Below are 15,968 nucleotides of genomic sequence, written 5' to 3'. Positions count from 1 at the left end.
TTCCTTTCACTTCGAAGAAGTCTATCCATTGTGGAGGAACTTATTTCCAGAAGCTTCTGCTTGATCTCTTCTGTGAAAGACAAATGACCATTCTTGCTAAGATTCTCTATCGCCTCTTCAATAATGGCTTTGAATCTCTTGCCGCAAGGAAAGTCCAGGATCTCCCATATCTCAACAAGTTTTCTCAATACTTCAAAATCATATTTCTTCTTTCTCCCACGTCTCTTTGTGAAATTGCTTCTCTCATTCTTCTTAGAATAACCTCTCCTGAGTATTAATGACGCATAGCTCCGGTTGTACTCCGCTACTTCAGTAAACTCGTCAAGAATTCTACTCTTCTCCTTCTTTTCAGCCTCCCTGTACTTCTTTGAGTATTTCTCAATCAATCCAGTCATGTCTATTCTCTTCATCTTCGCATCTACCTCTTTCAACTTGGCATTCGCGAAGATTATCCCCTTGATCCTTACCTTTCGAGTAGTTTTATTTTTGATGCAACGTTACCCTTTTCGAGTAGATTATTTGTGATGAATATCGCAGAATAGCCAAACACAATGATCCCTGTCATACTTCCTCTGTACACTTTGAAGATACTACATTCGCTTAGATAAAGGCCTAGACTATCGCTGATGACGATTCCACCGATAAGCAAATTGAGCGAAGTCATCTGCTCCTGAACAAAGGGCCTATATAGGCGATCTAGTTTAGAACGATACTAAATATGAAGGAGAGAATGTTTTTAAGATACTGGTTCTTAATCTTATTGGAATTATCGCAGTGATAATTATCGTGTTTGGAGTTACAAACGGCATGAATGATGCACCTTTGGACGAGGTGATCGTGAGGGAGTACCATGGAGTAAAGCTGGACAACCTGAGCGCCTTCAGAGAGAATTCTATAAAGGGCGTGCAATATGTGAATATCTAAGAATATGGCTTGAAGATAGGCGGCCTTGCAAAAAACCCTTATTTCATGAACTACACTGAACTGCAGGAGCTTCAGCATGTCGAAAAGCTTGTAACGCTGCAATGTGTAGAGGGATGGACGAGGAAGATGCTCTCGGAAGGGATTCCGCTAATAGATTTGATCGAGAAAGCCGACCCTGATGACAGAGTGACAAATGTGATATTCAAGTCTACAGACGGCTACACAACCACTCTGACCCTAGACTACATTGGAGAAAGGAATATCATACTGGCCGACAAACTGAACGGTATCGAGCTGCCGCCAGCCCAGGGCTTTCCCTTCATTGTGGTCGCCAAAGACAAATGGGGCTACAAGTGGGCCCGTTGGGTTGAAGAAATCGAACGGTCCGACGACGACAAGTACAGAGATTACTGGGAAGAATTCGGGTACTGCAAAGACGGAAGCCTCGACAAACCGATGTTCGACAGGTAGAAGGGAATTGATCTTGACAGCGGTCTGCTGCGTTGTACGTAGTACGCTGACTGGATACAGTCTAAGACCCCTGATATAATGATGGCACATACCCACGCGCGTAGTCTTTGCTCTGTGAAGACAGATGTATCCTTTTAGACTGGGTTCGCGGGGATTCTTAGTAAGACCAAAGCTTAACTAGAAAAGAAACTTCAGTTCACGTGCCGTTCTCCAGAAGAATCGCTGGTAGGAGATGAAACTCTCCCGCCCAGCAGGAACGGCGAATACAACATACTTTAGGAATTGTCTTTTTTTTCATTCACCTTCGGGAATCTTCCACATCGAGCAACCTCTCAACTAAAGCGGATCTTACGTTGACCGCTCCAAAGAAAAAAGCGCAGCCACAGTGATACTCACTCCAGCGCGCTTCATTGCAAATCACCCGTATACGAAATGGAAAAAAGTCAAAACAAATCAACTGGATTATTTATTCCTCAAGATTATTATACAGAAACGATCAACAAAATCAAAATAGGCAGATTCTATCGGAAAATTCAGATCTAAGATTCCGGGAATCTACAGTCTAGTCGAGCCTTAACCTTCGTCCCCCTTTATCCTTCCACCGCCCCTTCTTCTCATTATTGTTGGTGGTTCTTCGGTTTCCGGCTTAGCTGGGGGCTCTACGGAGCCGGCCGGTCTCTGCGCGACCCGTCTTACGTAAGTATTCTCATCCTCTTCGGCATTGAACTTGAGGATGCCTTCGGCCTCCTTCTTCTTGCGGAGCTCCCGCAGCGCCTTGCCTTTGTTTATTTCGCTTTGTCTGCCGCGAAACTCTTCAAGCTTAGACATTACTTTATAGATATAGTCGTTTTCCGAGTATTTCAGCTCGATATTTGTCAGATCCCATTCTTCCTCGAATTTCTTCTTGGCCCTTTCTACTTCTCCCATGTACTCCTTCTGGAATTCTTCGAAGTGCTTGATTTCGTCAGCGATTGCTTCCAGCTCGATATTTTCCTCTTCAATCTCATCGGCATCGAGTTTCTCCTCAGTTTCTTTCATTCTTTCCTGAAGATCGGCATATCTCCTTTGATCGAACTGGCTCAACTTGCTTAGCAACTGAGATATGTCTCTTTCTGCCGTTCTCGCCCAACCGGGCCTTCGCAGCGTCTCGCTGTCGTTCTGAGGTATGAGTCTTTCCATATCGTTCTCGATTCTTTCCAACTGATCGAGCAACGGCTTCTTCCTGTACTCAAACATCGTAAGTCTGTTTCTGGTGAAAGATTTGTAATTAAGGTCCATAGATCTATTTCTCATAGCTCTGTTCATCCTCCTCCATTAAGGGATTCTTTATCTTGATTTTCAAAACGGTGGCAGAAAAGACCGGCGCTCAAATTGAGAGAGATTCTGATTTGTCATTGTCAGAAAGACTATATACATTTAGCATGTTGTTCTGGTCTTCTGGAGAGTCTTGTCGAGATGCTTCCGAAAGCGAAATGCTCATGGAACTTTGCTCGAGTTGGATCAGGTCTGGAAGGCAAAATCTTCTAGCCGGAAGGATCTTCGATAACGCGCTTTAGAGAATTAGCTTTTCGAACCAAAGAAAAAAGGGCCCATATCGGGCCCTATCTAGATCTGTGGGGGGTTGGGGTTATCTTGTCTTTCCGAAGCCCTTACCGCGTCCGGGACCTTTTTCGCTAGAAACACCGTATCTGTATCCAGTTCCGTCCCGTGCACTCTTGTTTTCCACTAATCTTTCGCCACCATTTGGGCAGTTGTCGTTAATGCCGTCTTCGTTTGCATCCACAAAGTTCTCACAGGTTGTAGGATCCTGAAGCCTCTGCATTGCTCTTGTAGCTACTCGGCCTTCAACTTCTTTTCCGGCCGGTCCTCTTCTGTTCATGTAGACCTTTTCGCCATCGACAGGGCAATTGTCGTTTACTCCATCTCCGTCTTCGTCCACGAAGTTCTCACATGCCACCACATCTTGAACTCTGTTCATCTGCCTTGTGCCATAATCTGCGGCCAAAGTCATTCCACCAATCAAAAGAACCGCTATCGTAATCAGAACTACTTTCTTCATCTTCTTTCACCTCCATCTGATTTTCAGTACATTCTCAGTCTACGGTCCATTTCTTAGAGGCAGCTTAGTAAATCCTTAGAGTTTGCTTAGAAATTTGAAGAAGGTGGTTGCGGGTAGCGGGTTGGGGTGGAAGAGCAGTTGCAAGCGCCGGGTCTGGGGTTGTGGGGTCTAGGGTCCCGCAGGAGCAAAATCCCGTACAGGAGCACCACGGATGACCCATAACTGAATCCCCAACAAAAGCATTTTGAGGTAGCCTTTTCAGGGCACCTTCGACAGGATGACAAAGTGAGGGATTAACTTAAGTAACTCGGGATGACGACCTTATGCTATTCAGAAAGCATCGCATGCCGTCATTCTGACAAAGCTCTTAGTCAGAATCTCGGTCTTCTCGTGAGCGCAACGAACTCTCGGAATATACTGTCTCGATTGATGGACGGTTTTTCACAGCGACTTCAGGGTCTTCTAACAAGCGGATTTTTCAGGTACAAGCGATCCCCTTCGCTCAAAGCGGGTTTAAGAGCTTCGCTTCGTGAAGTAGAGAATGTGAACTAGTTTTCCGTCGAAGGTTAACCGTCTCCGAGAAGAGCAGTTGCAAGTTGTCAGTTCCAAGTTGAAAGAGCGAGAATTGCCCAGAGATAAAGCTTTTGGACTCGAGAATTAGGCTGCCTTGTGATTTGTGACTTCTTATTCGCTGATTTCTTCCTTTTCTAAAGATAGAGTGATGGAATTCCAGCAAGCATTTACTGTCGATCGAAAATGCTCAAATAGAAAGGTTAAAGTGACCGACTCGATTCGGTCCCTCTTGATGCGTTGAGATTCGGAAAGCATACCCTGCTATGAAAGCTCCGCAAGAACTATCTCATCTTCATCCAGTGCCGGTTTCCCGAAGCCGGGGTCGTTCCCATTGAAGGAATTGTCTGGTGCTCCATAACCCGCATCTTTATCAGGGCCGTCAGACACTCCGTCACCCGGTCCGCTACCATTGATTGAAAGCACGATCCCAAAGACAAGCAGTAAGAAAAGCACAGTTGCGGTAATTCGTTTCACTTTCATCCCCTCGTTGCATTCAAATGATTAGATCTTATTACTTACCTCACTAAGGAGTTATTAAAGACCTCGAATTGAACTGCCTAACCGTTTTCTGTTAAAGGAGCTTTCGGGAAGACAAGGCTCATTTGAACTGGCTCTACTTGTGTCTGAAGGCAGGGCTCTCTATGGCAGGGGAACATCGACTCGCTTCAATTCACCCGCTCCCTTTGATGTCGGCTCCAAGCTCTGTGGGAAATGTCCATCAAAGAAAAGGCCGCCACTTACCTGGTAGTAAAGTAGCGGCGGCTGGACTAGGGGTAAACAGGGGTACTAGTGTGGTACTCTCATTCGGATACGGGCTTTCCAACTCTAAAGATATTCTTGAAAGCGTTCTGGATCTTCATGACCAATCTATTCATTAAGCGGACAAGCAAAGGCTCTGAACTTTCCGTTTCTTCCTCCAGGTTTTCCAGCTGCAATAATGTGCTGCCTCCCGAATCAACTTTACCGGCTCCGGGACCTTCTCCCTTTCCTATTCCCGGAGATCCAAACCCCGACCCGGGTTCCTGTTGGTCAGGAATACCGTCGCCGGGACCCTTACCATTATTTGCGAGGGCCAGGCAAAAGAACAGTGAGACAAATAGAACAATCAGTATGACTTTTCTCATAATCGTTAACCCCCTTGTATTCTTACTCAGATCATAGAACATCCGTGATTAAAAAGACATTAATGAATAAAGGCCTTTTCGAAAGCCAGATATATTGGCTCGGTCGACAAAGACTAATCTGATACAATCAGGGATGAACTGTACAAAGGGAGGTACTGATTTTGGAATGCGAAATCGACAAAAATCTCGAGAAATGCAACTGTACTTATCCTGGCTGTCCCAGAAAGGGCAAGTGCTGTGAGTGCATAGCTTATCATCGGAAAAACGGAGAACTGCCGGCCTGCTATTTCACAACAGAGCAGGAGAAGACCTGGGATAGAAGCGTTGAATATTTCGTGAGAGTTAACATTAAGAGATGATACTGGAAGTCGCTCTGATTTCCTCGATCAACTCTGAAATGCCGAGAAATGCAAAAATAGAATGATTTTAAATTATATATTCTCGAATTTTATCGGGATTTTTTTGGAGGAATAGTTGACTCAAGAGTTTTATAAGCGCTTCTTCACTATTAAGGAGTCTTACCTAATTCTCTTCGATGCGATGAGAACAATGAAATACATGAGCCGAACAAAGAAAAACAAAGAGCTTACCACCGAGTTGATCGAAAAGGTGATGCTTACCGTAACCGAAATAAACGGCTGCGAGGTCTGTTCAGTATTCCACAACAAGATTGCCGAAAAAGAGGGGATGAAGAAAGAAGAGATCCAGATGCTCTTCGTTACTGACGTTGAAGAGATTCCCCAAAAGGACGCTCCTGCCATCCTGTTCTCGCGAGAATATGCAAACTCTTCGGGAAACCCTTCCGAGGATTCATGGAATTCTCTTGCGACCTACTATGGGGAATCAAAGGCTAAGGGAATACTCGGTGCTGTCCGGACAATCATGATGGGAAATACCTTCGGAATAGTGTGGGGCGCACTCGTTAACCGTCTTAAGGGAAAGCCGGTTAAGGGAAGCAGCCTATGGTATGAAATCAGTATGCTTCTCTCTTTCATCTTCTTCATCCCGGTGGCCCTTGTACACGCCCCGCTTGCCGGTCTTTTCAATAAGCCCATAATAACCTTCCAAACACAAGAGGCTGCTGCTTAGACCGTTGTTGCGGGTATGTGGTAGCAGGTAGGAAGAGCAAAGGATCAGTTGCAAGATGCAAGTTGTGAGTTGTAAGAATAAAAGACGAGGCTAGAGGCTGGTGGTCGGAAGTCGAAAGATCAAGAGAAACTCGTTCGCCGTTGATGGTGTGAGAAAAAGTCTGTTCTTCGTTACCGGTCAAACCATTCATTCAGAGCGCCAGAGAGAACGGTAAAGCTAAACGGACAGGTGGAACATCTGGGATATTTTCAAAGCCCTGAAGGAGCTCAAGCAAATCAAAGCCATCTGATCAGAATCGATTCATTTCGTCATTGTGACTTAGTCATGGTCAGGATCAAGGTCTACGGGCAAAAAAGAGCGAGAACCGCTCGACAGCTTGGCCTGGTATCATTGTTGGTACGGCTTGAAAGGGGGCGTTGAATGGAAATAAGAAGGATCGACAGTTCATACATAGAGCGAATAATCGAGACCTTCTTGATGTCTTTCGAGTATTTCGAACCGGAAAAGAGTGAGTATTTCTTTTCCGACCCTTCCCTCTGGGAATACGTTTGGGGCGCATTCGACCGGAAGAGGCTCGTCGCAGCGTACATAAGCTACAAGTATCTCGCGAAGATCCTGAACAGAATTTTCGAATACAGGTATGTCGAGGCCGTTGCCACCCTTCCCGAGTATCGCAACGGGGGATCAAGGAAAATCCTGCTGAGAGATATTTAGGAAGCCAACCGGAAGGGCGTTCACATCATTATGCTCGACCCCTTCAAGCATGATTTCTACGTGAAGTTAGGATTTGGGCTGGGTTTCGAGAGCCTCGAGTACACTTTCGACTATTCGCTCCTGTCCGGTGATATGGAAGAGGACAACCTCAAGCTTGTTTCCAGGAGGCTTCTTGAGAAAGATGAGATGAGAGAACTGATTTCGCAAACCCGCAAAACTCTCTGGGATACCTCTCGCTATACCGAAGCTATCGAGATCGACGCTTGAAGTCAGGAGATATTTCACAGGAAAGATCTCTTTGGCGCCGAGGCCATTGACGACAGACGGCTGTCCCACGGAATGATGATATACGGCAAAAAAGAAAGAAAGATGGTGATCGAGAGCTTAGCCTTCATCGATCTTGCCGGCCTCTACGCACTGAAGAGGTTTCTGCTGAATCACAGAGATCAGATCGCAACTTTCGAAATGCGGAAGATGCCGCCCGATTTTCCGGCGAAACTCTTCTTCCATTCGAGATGGCAGGCAGGAAGAGAGCTAAAAATAATGGACGCCTCATCGCGTATGGTAAGAGTCCTCGATCCGCTTCCGGTCGTTTCGAGACTGATGGATACTTCTCCCTCAGAGAGTGTCATTTTGAAGATAAATGATCGATTGCTGCCGGAAAATAACGTGAAAATCGCGATCGGAAACGGGAAGGCAGAGATAAGCGAAGCAGCGGATGATTTCGAGATAGAGAGCTCAGATCTCGCCACTCTCCTTACAGGAAGGCTTTCGCCAATGAGACATTGGAGACTCGGAAAGCTGCGGGTCGGCTCCTGGAATAGCGTCTCGTGGGGAATTTCCGAACTACCCGAGAAAGTTCGAATTCTGGAATCCATATTCCCCGGAGTGATTACGCACAACGCTATCTGACCGGTTAGACACTTTTTTCTATCAAGCCGACTCGACGTTAATCGAATATAAGAAGAGTTGTAAGTCGGCATCCTTCCACCTTTCAAGGTAAGGCCCATCGATTTTATGAACCATGGCAAAATTCATCTGTCACACTTTTGAGTGGACAAAAACTGTCTACTATGTGCTACAATCAGACAATTATTGTTGGTTTTATTTAATCTTCATTTGCGAGGTGACTCAGTTGAGCTCGAAATCCTCTTCATCAAAGACGTTTTCCGTGCGCGGCATGCATTGCCAGAACTGCCAGCTCTTTGTCGAAAGTAAACTTGAGGAAGTTGAAGGCATAAAAAGGGCCAGGGCCTCCCTGAAAGATTCCTCGGTCGAGATTGAATTCTTGGGGGAGGTTATCTCGATCGAAAGTATCAACGAGATCTTGAGCGGAACGGGTTACAGTGTCGCTGAGGCAAAGTCGGAAAGGCCTACCGGAAGAGCAGTCAAGGTACTAATTGCCGCTTCTCTGGCCATCGTCGTCTTTTTCGCCGTGGAGAAATTCGCGATAGGCGGCCTGATAAACGTCGATTCAAGTTCGTCGTTGGTAGGCTTCTTCCTTTTCGGGCTGGTCGCAGGGATATCGAGCTGCGCTGCTCTTGTGGGAGGTCTTATTCTTTCTGTTTCCAAACATTGGTATTCTCTTTACGGTTCTGAGGATTCCTTTCTTCAAAAGCTGCAGCCCCATCTGATTTTTCATGCCGGACGGCTGGTCTTTTATAGCCTTTTTGGATTCTTGCTGGGTTGGCTTGGCCAGAGTCTGAAAATCTCTCTGACCTTTTCTTCGATCCTTGTAATAGCAGTCTCGATCGTGATGTTTATAATTGCACTGCAAATGCTGGGAATCCACACGGTGAGTTTATCGATCCCTCCCTTTTTACGTAAAGCGCTTACAGTAGATAAATCCAGACGTGGACGAATCATGCCCTTCATACTGGGCGCTACAACATTTTTCCTTCCCTGCGGCTTCACGATATCGGCTCAGGCTCTGGCGCTACTATCGGGCTCTCCTTTACATAGCTCGATGATAATGTTCTTTTTCGCGCTTGGCACCTTCTTCCCGCTCATCGCCATCGGGGCCTCATCAATAAAGTTCTTCGCCATGAAGACCTTTTCGGAAGTCTTCACGAAAATAGCGGCGGTTCTGATAATGTTTTTCGTCATCTACAACGTGAACAGTCAGCTTAACGTTCTGGGACTGCCAAGCCTGAACGATCTGACCATCGGGACCGGCGAACAGGTTTCATTTACTCCCGATGATTCGATGACCGTACTGGCAACGGCAGGTGAAAAAGAAGAGATAATTGTGAATGAAGCCGCGCCGAAGGAAACGGGTGAGAACATAGACATCGAAGAAAAAGTTGAAATTCAGGAAGTTGTGGAACAGCCTTTGGCTATTGTCTCGAGTGGACCGGAGATACAGGTTATAAGGACTGTGGCCGACGCTAGAGGTTATGCGCCCGATTATTATCAGGTGAAAGCCGGTGTTCCCGTCAGGTGGGAGATCGAAGATGTCGGCACCAGCGGTTGCACCAACGCTATCATCTCGCGAAACCTCTTTCCCCAACGTGTAGAACTTACCAGGGGGAACACCAGCGTTGTAGAATTCACCCCGCAACTTCCCGGCCAGTATAAATTCAGCTGCTGGATGGGCCACTACACAGGGATTATAGAAGTTGTGAACTGACGCCCTGAGCAAAAGGCTATATAGAGACGACTTTCCCAGTGATAGCGGATCGGCCCGTTGTTTCATTTACACAGTATTTCATCTAGTCTTGAGGTTAAAAGGTATGAAGAGCATAGAAGCGTTCGATTATTTTCTTCCCACAAGAATAATCTTCGGCTGCGGAACTATCGGCAGGGTAGGACAGCACTCCAGGAGGCTGGACAGAAAAGCGCTCATAGTTACGGAAAGGCACATTGCGAAGAAGACCGGTCTGCTGGATAAAGTAATCGGGCTGTTGAAAGAGGAAGGTATCACCTGGTAGTGTTCGGCGAGATAGTGTCCAACCCTCTCTCTGACACTATCGACAAAGGGGCTTCAATAGCCGTCAAGGAGAGCTGCGATTTCATCATAGGATTGGCGGTGGCAACCCGATCTATTCCTCCAAGTTGATCGCTCTGGTGGCCAGGTATGGAGGAAAGTGCTGGGATTACACAGGTACCGGCGGAGGTAGAAAGCCGAAAGCGGCCTGCCCGCAATAGCGATTCCCACGACCCACGGAACGGGGACCGAGGTCGACCCCTTCACGGTGGTCACCAACCCGGAGACCAATGAGAAGATCGGTGTGGGCTTCGACTAGATCTTTCCGACAGTTTCGATAGTCGATCCCGAACTGATGTTGTCCCTCCGCCCGAACAAACGGCAGCAATGGGTCTGGATTCCTTCTAACATTCAATAGAATCTTATATCAATCTGAATCATCAACCGGCCTCAGATCTTCTGGCTCTGGATCGATGTCGCCCATAAACCATTATCTGCCTATCGAGTATGAAAACCTGAACGACCTGGACGCAAGAGTAGCCCTCGCGTGGGCGAGCACGGCAGCCGGCATATGGGAGACGCTTTCGGGTTGTGTGGCCAACCTTTCGCTGGAGCACCCCGTGAGCGGCCACTACAAAGCGACACATGGCGCCGGACTTTGCGCTACCGGTCCCTCTCGCTGCTCGAATACATCCGTCGCCATATAGCGGAAAGACTGGCAGAAGTTGCGAGGGTGATGGGAGCTCCCGAGAGTGTCATCAGTGTGGAAGAGCTTTCAAAGATGGCCATAGTCTTGCTCCGCAGACTTCAGAAGAATGTCGGTCTAGATATTACCCTCGGCGAACTCGGATTTGAGAGCTCCAAACTTTCAACACTGGCAGAAGACACCATGAGAACGATGGGAGGACTCGTAACCGTAACTCCAGGAAACCTGAAAACCGTAGACTTGCGGAATATCTACGAGATGTCTATGTAGTTTTCTATGTGGATGATTGAAAAACGGAGATACTAGAGGAAAAGAAACTCAACAGCGACGGAGAATGGCTCTTTCGGCTCTTCCAAAGGACGGATCCATAATCTTGGGGAAGGACGGTTTTTCACAGCGATCAGCGTCTTATTACAAGCAAATCTTTCATCATACAGCGGCTCTTCTGACCGGCGAAGCCGGAACTTGCCTTTGTGAGGCAAAGGCTGGCTCCGATATCGCTTCCTGCCAAAGGCAGCATTGCGTCCACTGATGGGCTTCAGTGCTTTGCGTCCCGGTATGTTCTTTGCCGGCATTGCGACCACAGATACTTTCCGGCGCACTGAGTGTTACGCTTTGTCATTCCTTCGTCAGACTGGCTTTCTCCACGAAACTGAAAAAATCTATGTCAATTTGGAGTCTTCTCAATGGTATAATCACTACAAGTCACATAATTCATCCTACCTTAATCTAACGCAACAATGACAACCGTTCTCCAAAATCACACGTCTTTCAAGGAGGTTTCTTTGAAATGAGAAGATTTTTGATTTTGATTACTGTCATCTGTGTAGCCTTCTCTGTAACCCTTCTCGCTGCAGACTCGTTTACTGTTTACACGACTCTTGAAGAGCTTGCAGCAAAAGAGCTGTTCGACAAGTACGAAGAAGTTACCGGTATAAGGGTTGACTGGGTCAGACTTTCCGGTGGAGAGGCAGAAGCTAGAATGGAAGCCGAAAAGCTGAATCCACAAGCCTCAATATGGGTTGGAGGAGTCGGACTGAACCACATCAGCGCAAAGCTGAAGGGTCTAACAACTCCTTATTTCTCCAGAGCCGCCGGAAACACGCCCAAGCAGTACAAGGATTCTGAGGGCTACTGGATAGGTCTTTATCTCGGACCGCTGGCCTTCGCCACTCATAACGGTCGTGCTGCAGAACTCGGACTTGAACCACCCAAGGGCTGGTTCGACATAATCGATTCTAAGTACAAGGGCCTTGTGAGAGTGGCGAATCCAAATACTTCAGGAACGGCCTACAATCTCATCACTTGCATGATTGCTCTCTTTGGTGGTGACGAGGATTTGGCTTTCCAATATCTTAAGAAACTGGATCAGAACATCGAAATGTACACAAGATCCGGTTCCGCTGGTGGAAAGAGTGTTGCAATAGGAGAAATTCCCTTTGCTATAGGCTATGCTCACGATATGGTCAAGCTTAAGGTCGAAGGGGCAGATATCACAATTACTGTTCCTGAGGAAGGAACGGGCTTCGAGATCGCATCCATGTCTCTAATCAAGGATGGACCGGATCCTGTCAATGCTAAAAAGCTGTATGACTGGATTCTGACCGAAGAGGCGCAGGCAATTATCGCAGGTTGGTACGTTATACCAGTCTCAAAGATAGCTCCTAAGCATCCGCTTTCTTTCAGCATGGACGAAATCAAGACTGTTAACCAGAATTACGTCTGGGATGCCGAGAACAAAGAAAGACTGCTCGATCGCTGGACGGAAGAAATCGGCAGCGTGGTAAAATAATTGGTTGATCGGAGCAGGAGCTAGTCTCCTGCTCTTCTTCATTTTGGCTTCACCAATCAAGGTTACTCTTGGGGTGTGATCGGATTGTATTCCTGGAGAAAACTCTTATCATTCGCGTTAATTAGTGTTTTGGTCTTTGTAGCCCTTTTCTGGATCTTTGATACGCTGAAAGACTCTTTTTTTAAGGTTGTTAGAGACAACCAAAGGCAGCTGGTTACAGTTCTTGCCGAATCGGCACCAAGAGACAAGGAACTGGCCGAGGACTGGATTACCGCAGTAAACAAGGAGTTCAACGAAGCGGATATAATCTATGTTCACGGAGTGCCCGGCTGGGATGAACTGCAGGTCTTCACCCCGAACGAACAGCTGAGAACCTTCTATGAATCGAATTACAGTTCGGAGGACTTCGAAAAGGCGCTTGAAAGCGTCTACTATCTTGAGAACTACTACTCTTCCCTCGAGTATTCATTCGAAGGAAAGAGCGTTTCGCTGGTACTCGCACCACTGACAGATGAAACTCGTTATGGCATGACGGGATTTCTGGTTTTCCTAATGTCTGCGGAGGCTGGAGAGAATTACGCCAACCTGCTGAACATATTTATGCTAGGCGCCTTCGCCATTTTTGCCATTATCTATTTCATTTCGAAATTCTTCAGAGATCCTATCATGGGCTACGTCATCATGGGGCTTTTCCTCATGGTTGGAATCTTCGTAGCCTATCCTCTCTTTGAAGCCATCAGATTGACTTTCCTTGAAGACGGGAAGTTCTCGATGCAGACCTGGATTACGATTCTCTCTTCAAGGCAGTATCTTAACGCGCTCTGGGGAAGCGTGAAGCTCGGTATCCTTACGGCTTCCTTCTCGACGATCATAGGATTCATTTTTGCCTTTGTGATAAACAGGACGGCAACGAGGGGAAAGAAGTTCCTGAGCACTATGGGGCTTCTGCCAGTAATCTCTCCGCCATTCTCCCTGTCGCTATCGCTGATTCTGCTCTTTGGAAGCAACGGACTAATAACAAAGCAAATACTCGGACTGAAGGACTTCACAATATACGGGCTTGGAGGTCTTACAGCCGTACAGACTATCGGCATGTTTCCGATTGCCTTTCTCACTCTCTCGGGCGTCTTGCAGGCCATAGACTCTACTCTGGAGGAGGCCTCTCTTGACCTAAACGGAAGCCGTTGGAGAACCTTCTCGAAGGTCACGTTCCCTCTGGCTATTCCAGGAGTCCTGAGCTCCTGGCTGCTCGTCTTTACGAACTCTCTGGCCGACTTCGCAAATCCCTTGCTTCTCGCCGGATCTTACAAGGTCCTCTCAGTTGAGGCATATATTGAAGTCACCGGAAGAAATAGATTGGGTCACGGAGCTGCCCTTTCTATTCTCCTTCTCATGCCGACACTGACTGCCTTCCTAGTTCAAAGATTCTGGGTGAGCAAGAAGTCGTACGTAACGGTTACCGGAAAGCCCTCTTCAAGACTGAGCGATCTGGTTTCCAAGCCTGTGAAATTTGGCCTCATGACGTTTATCGTTCTTTTCATTGTATTTATCCTCGGACTGTATGGAACGATAGTGGCAGGCTGCTTCGTCGCCAACTGGGGTATAGACTACTCCTTCACTCTGAAAAACATAACGGAAGCGCTGCAGAGAGGAAGGGACGCGATTATAGACACCTTCACCCTTTCGGCAGTCGCCACACCATTCGCCGGACTGATAGCGATGATGGCTGCGCTGGTAATCGTAAGGAAGAAGTTTGCAGGGAAGAGGGTTCTTGAGGGGTTGATTCTCGCACCGTTCGCCATACCGGGGACGCTCATCGGTATCTCATATGTGCTGGCCTTCAACAAGCCTCCGTTGATTCTCGTTGGGACTGGTGCAATTATCGTAATCAACTACATAATAAGGGAACTGCCCGTCGGTGTCGAAGGAGGTGTGGCCACTCTCAGGCAGATAGATCCAGCAATAGAGGAAGCGGCACAAGATCTGGGAGCCGATTCTACAACTGTTTTCCGGACTATCGTCTTGCCTCTGATACGGCCGGCCTTCATTTCCGGGATGTCATACACTTTTGTCCGATCAATGACTGCCGTCAGTGCGATCATATTCCTGATATCCGCTCAGTGGTACCACATGACGGTTCTTATATATAACTTCTCAGAATCGATAAGATTCGGACTGGCTAGCGTTCTTTCCACTGTACTGATTATCATCGTCTTCGGCGCGTTCGGACTGATGAGACTTCTTGTGCCAAAGAACGAGTACATGGAAAAGAACGTAACTCTAAACTGATTATTGGTTTGCGAGGTGGTTTGATGTCAAAGACTTCTGTCTCAGTTAGGATCGAAAACGTCACCAAGGTCTTCAAAGATGTCAAAGGGAAGGCAGATGTTATAGCCGTTAACAATGCCAACTTCGATATAGAACCGGGGGAACTTGTCACTCTGCTGGGTCCTTCTGGCTGCGGAAAGACGACGACACTCAGGATGATCGGTGGATTCGAACTGCCCACAAAGGGAAAGATCTTTCTTGGGAATGAAGACATCACGTTTCTGCCGCCCAACAAAAGAGATACTGCTACCGTATTTCAAAGTTACGGGCTTTTTCCGCACATGAACGTCTTTGACAACGTCGCTTACGGCCTGAAGCTAAGAAAGCTTCCCTCAAAGCAAATAAAGGACAAAGTAATGAGCACTCTCGACCTGGTTGGTTTGAAGGATCTGGCCCAGAGGGCTCCTTCGAAACTCTCCGGCGGCCAGCAGCAGCGTGTTGCACTTGCGAGAAGCCTGATCGTGGAGCCTTCCGTACTACTTCTAGACGAGCCTCTTTCAAATCTGGACGCACTGTTGAGGGAACAGATGCGAGTCGAGATAAAGCGAATCCAGAAGACGCTTGGAATCACCACGATATACGTGACCCACGACAGGGTCGAGGCAATGAGTCTCTCGGACAGGATAATCGTGATGAAGAACGGTTTCATAAGGCAGATCGGCTCACCGAACGTGATCTATGAGGATCCAAACTCAAAGTTCGTTGCGGGGTTTGTTGGAAAGGTCGCCTTCTTACCGGTAGAAGTTCTAGAAATAGGCGAAACATGCAAAGTGAAGTTTGAAGAAAAAACTGTGGAGGTTCTCAAGTTTTCTCCTGAGATGTCACCCGGAGATAGCGCAGTCATTATGGCAAGGCCGGAATCTCTTAAACTCGTCGATCCAAGCAAGGGGATTATAGAGGGCCAGGTTGCGACAAACATATACCTTGGAGGAAGCCTCGAATCCTTTGTGACGACCGATCATGGAGAGATACTCGTTCAGATCGATAACCCTGCCGAAAAAAAGGTCTTTGCCGAGGGAGAAAAGGTCTCGATTGCGATCATTCCACATCTGGCGAAAGTCCTGCCGGATAAAGATGAATAAAAGTTGTTGGAATCATGGTAGCGGGCTTTTGGTAGGATTCAAGAAGACCGTGGTCGGACAGTGCAAGTTAGTGGCGGGAAAGGACAAAGTTAAACGGTCGGCCATCCTTTGGGAAGAGCATCCCAGGAAGTGATGCCGGTGCTTGCACGCCATGAGGCAAAAAGATCCAGTCTGCTGACG

Annotated in this window: 20 protein-coding genes and 1 pseudogene; 15 read left to right on the top strand and 6 right to left on the bottom strand. The window is 47.3% G+C overall.

The features are described 5' to 3' along the window. Together B3K42_RS11670 and B3K42_RS11665 are read right to left on the bottom strand one after the other, a co-directional pair. Positions 1–395, bottom strand: a pseudogene (locus tag B3K42_RS11670) (ISNCY family transposase); the annotation flags it as partial. Between the two features lie 68 nt (positions 396–463). Continuing rightward, complete coding sequence (locus B3K42_RS11665; protein WP_110989613.1) at positions 464–664, bottom strand: hypothetical protein; 201 nt, start codon at positions 662–664, stop codon at positions 464–466. Positions 665–774: 110 nt separating this feature from the next. Between B3K42_RS11665 and B3K42_RS11660 the strand changes: the two genes are divergently transcribed. Then, a complete protein-coding gene (locus tag B3K42_RS11660; protein ID WP_181419011.1) occupies positions 775–924 on the top strand; it encodes a hypothetical protein in 150 nt (49 codons plus the stop codon). Between the two features lie 9 nt (positions 925–933). After that, positions 934–1,395 (top strand): molybdopterin-dependent oxidoreductase, encoded by a 462-nt coding sequence (locus B3K42_RS11655; RefSeq protein ID WP_110989612.1) that lies wholly within the window; start codon positions 934–936, stop codon positions 1,393–1,395. A 573-nt stretch (positions 1,396–1,968) separates the two neighbouring features. Here the strand turns inward: B3K42_RS11655 and B3K42_RS11650 are convergent. From B3K42_RS11650 to B3K42_RS11635, 4 genes are all read right to left on the bottom strand, one after another. Continuing rightward, positions 1,969–2,688 carry a hypothetical protein gene (locus B3K42_RS11650; protein ID WP_146227018.1) on the bottom strand — a complete coding sequence of 240 codons (720 nt, stop codon included), beginning with the start codon at positions 2,686–2,688 and terminating at the stop codon, positions 1,969–1,971. 334 nt (positions 2,689–3,022) lie between these two features. Next, entirely contained in the window at positions 3,023–3,454 is a 432-nt protein-coding gene (locus tag B3K42_RS11645) for a Thrombospondin type 3 repeat protein (protein ID WP_110989609.1), read from the bottom strand. A gap of 834 nt (positions 3,455–4,288) precedes the next feature. After that, positions 4,289–4,507 (bottom strand): hypothetical protein, encoded by a 219-nt coding sequence (locus B3K42_RS11640; RefSeq protein ID WP_258367072.1) that lies wholly within the window; start codon positions 4,505–4,507, stop codon positions 4,289–4,291. A 320-nt stretch (positions 4,508–4,827) separates the two neighbouring features. Beyond that, complete coding sequence (locus B3K42_RS11635) at positions 4,828–5,151, bottom strand: hypothetical protein (protein ID WP_110989607.1); 324 nt, start codon at positions 5,149–5,151, stop codon at positions 4,828–4,830. A gap of 161 nt (positions 5,152–5,312) precedes the next feature. Between B3K42_RS11635 and B3K42_RS11630 the strand changes: the two genes are divergently transcribed. The 13 genes from B3K42_RS11630 (at position 5,313) to B3K42_RS11570 (ending at position 15,788) form a co-directional block, all read left to right on the top strand. Continuing rightward, positions 5,313–5,510 carry a DUF6485 family protein gene (locus tag B3K42_RS11630; protein ID WP_110989606.1) on the top strand — a complete coding sequence of 66 codons (198 nt, stop codon included), beginning with the start codon at positions 5,313–5,315 and terminating at the stop codon, positions 5,508–5,510. Positions 5,511–5,625: 115 nt separating this feature from the next. Beyond that, a complete protein-coding gene (locus tag B3K42_RS11625; protein ID WP_110989605.1) occupies positions 5,626–6,240 on the top strand; it encodes a carboxymuconolactone decarboxylase family protein in 615 nt (204 codons plus the stop codon). Between the two features lie 420 nt (positions 6,241–6,660). Then, on the top strand, positions 6,661–6,954 hold the full coding sequence (locus B3K42_RS11620) for a GNAT family N-acetyltransferase (protein ID WP_258367071.1): 294 nt from the start codon (positions 6,661–6,663) through the stop codon (positions 6,952–6,954). Positions 6,955–6,984: 30 nt separating this feature from the next. Continuing rightward, positions 6,985–7,221, top strand: coding sequence for a hypothetical protein (locus B3K42_RS11615; protein WP_258367070.1), 237 nt, complete (start codon positions 6,985–6,987; stop codon positions 7,219–7,221). Positions 7,222–7,293: 72 nt separating this feature from the next. Next, a complete protein-coding gene (locus tag B3K42_RS11610) occupies positions 7,294–7,866 on the top strand; it encodes a sterol carrier protein domain-containing protein (protein WP_349680974.1) in 573 nt (190 codons plus the stop codon). 223 nt (positions 7,867–8,089) lie between these two features. Further along, positions 8,090–9,583 (top strand): sulfite exporter TauE/SafE family protein, encoded by a 1,494-nt coding sequence (locus tag B3K42_RS11605; protein ID WP_181419010.1) that lies wholly within the window; start codon positions 8,090–8,092, stop codon positions 9,581–9,583. Positions 9,584–9,686: 103 nt separating this feature from the next. After that, the gene (locus tag B3K42_RS11600) at positions 9,687–9,884 is read left to right on the top strand and encodes an iron-containing alcohol dehydrogenase (RefSeq protein WP_258367068.1); all 198 of its coding nucleotides are present in this window, start codon (positions 9,687–9,689) and stop codon (positions 9,882–9,884) included. Positions 9,885–10,088: 204 nt separating this feature from the next. Continuing rightward, positions 10,089–10,199, top strand: coding sequence for an iron-containing alcohol dehydrogenase (locus B3K42_RS11595; RefSeq protein WP_258367077.1), 111 nt, complete (start codon positions 10,089–10,091; stop codon positions 10,197–10,199). Positions 10,200–10,353: 154 nt separating this feature from the next. Then, positions 10,354–10,587: an iron-containing alcohol dehydrogenase gene (locus B3K42_RS11590; RefSeq protein ID WP_258367067.1), complete on the top strand. Its 234-nt coding sequence runs from the start codon at positions 10,354–10,356 to the stop codon at positions 10,585–10,587. Between the two features lie 26 nt (positions 10,588–10,613). Beyond that, complete coding sequence (locus tag B3K42_RS11585; protein WP_422655868.1) at positions 10,614–10,856, top strand: hypothetical protein; 243 nt, start codon at positions 10,614–10,616, stop codon at positions 10,854–10,856. Between the two features lie 520 nt (positions 10,857–11,376). Beyond that, on the top strand, positions 11,377–12,378 hold the full coding sequence (locus B3K42_RS11580) for an ABC transporter substrate-binding protein (RefSeq protein WP_110989602.1): 1,002 nt from the start codon (positions 11,377–11,379) through the stop codon (positions 12,376–12,378). Positions 12,379–12,453: 75 nt separating this feature from the next. After that, positions 12,454–14,667 carry an ABC transporter permease gene (locus B3K42_RS11575; RefSeq protein ID WP_110989601.1) on the top strand — a complete coding sequence of 738 codons (2,214 nt, stop codon included), beginning with the start codon at positions 12,454–12,456 and terminating at the stop codon, positions 14,665–14,667. A gap of 23 nt (positions 14,668–14,690) precedes the next feature. Continuing rightward, the gene (locus tag B3K42_RS11570; protein WP_110989600.1) at positions 14,691–15,788 is read left to right on the top strand and encodes an ABC transporter ATP-binding protein; all 1,098 of its coding nucleotides are present in this window, start codon (positions 14,691–14,693) and stop codon (positions 15,786–15,788) included. Positions 15,789–15,968: the final 180 nt, after the last annotated feature.

It is taken from the genome of Mesotoga sp. UBA6090 (assembly GCF_002435945.1).
In the GTDB taxonomy this organism is placed as follows: Bacteria; Thermotogota; Thermotogae; order Petrotogales; family Kosmotogaceae; genus Mesotoga.
The sequence above is the reverse complement of the archived record's forward strand: the minus strand, read 5'-3'. Positions and strand labels throughout refer to the sequence as shown.

Excerpts from the sequence above, each read along its gene's own strand:
- B3K42_RS11665 (WP_110989613.1), bottom strand. The coding sequence starts at position 664 with ATGACTTCGCTCAATTTGCTTATCGGTGGAATCGTCATCAGCGATAGT.
- B3K42_RS11650 (WP_146227018.1), bottom strand. The coding sequence starts at position 2,688 with ATGAGAAATAGATCTATGGACCTTAATTACAAATCTTTCACCAGAAAC.
- B3K42_RS11645 (WP_110989609.1), bottom strand. The coding sequence starts at position 3,454 with ATGAAGAAAGTAGTTCTGATTACGATAGCGGTTCTTTTGATTGGTGGA.
- B3K42_RS11640 (WP_258367072.1), bottom strand. The coding sequence starts at position 4,507 with ATGAAAGTGAAACGAATTACCGCAACTGTGCTTTTCTTACTGCTTGTC.
- B3K42_RS11635 (WP_110989607.1), bottom strand. The coding sequence starts at position 5,151 with ATGAGAAAAGTCATACTGATTGTTCTATTTGTCTCACTGTTCTTTTGC.
- B3K42_RS11620 (WP_258367071.1), top strand. The coding sequence starts at position 6,661 with ATGGAAATAAGAAGGATCGACAGTTCATACATAGAGCGAATAATCGAG.
- B3K42_RS11615 (WP_258367070.1), top strand. The coding sequence starts at position 6,985 with ATGCTCGACCCCTTCAAGCATGATTTCTACGTGAAGTTAGGATTTGGG.
- B3K42_RS11610 (WP_349680974.1), top strand. The coding sequence starts at position 7,294 with ATGATGATATACGGCAAAAAAGAAAGAAAGATGGTGATCGAGAGCTTA.
- B3K42_RS11600 (WP_258367068.1), top strand. The coding sequence starts at position 9,687 with ATGAAGAGCATAGAAGCGTTCGATTATTTTCTTCCCACAAGAATAATC.
- B3K42_RS11590 (WP_258367067.1), top strand. The coding sequence starts at position 10,354 with ATGTCGCCCATAAACCATTATCTGCCTATCGAGTATGAAAACCTGAAC.
- B3K42_RS11580 (WP_110989602.1), top strand. The coding sequence starts at position 11,377 with ATGAGAAGATTTTTGATTTTGATTACTGTCATCTGTGTAGCCTTCTCT.
- B3K42_RS11570 (WP_110989600.1), top strand. The coding sequence starts at position 14,691 with ATGTCAAAGACTTCTGTCTCAGTTAGGATCGAAAACGTCACCAAGGTC.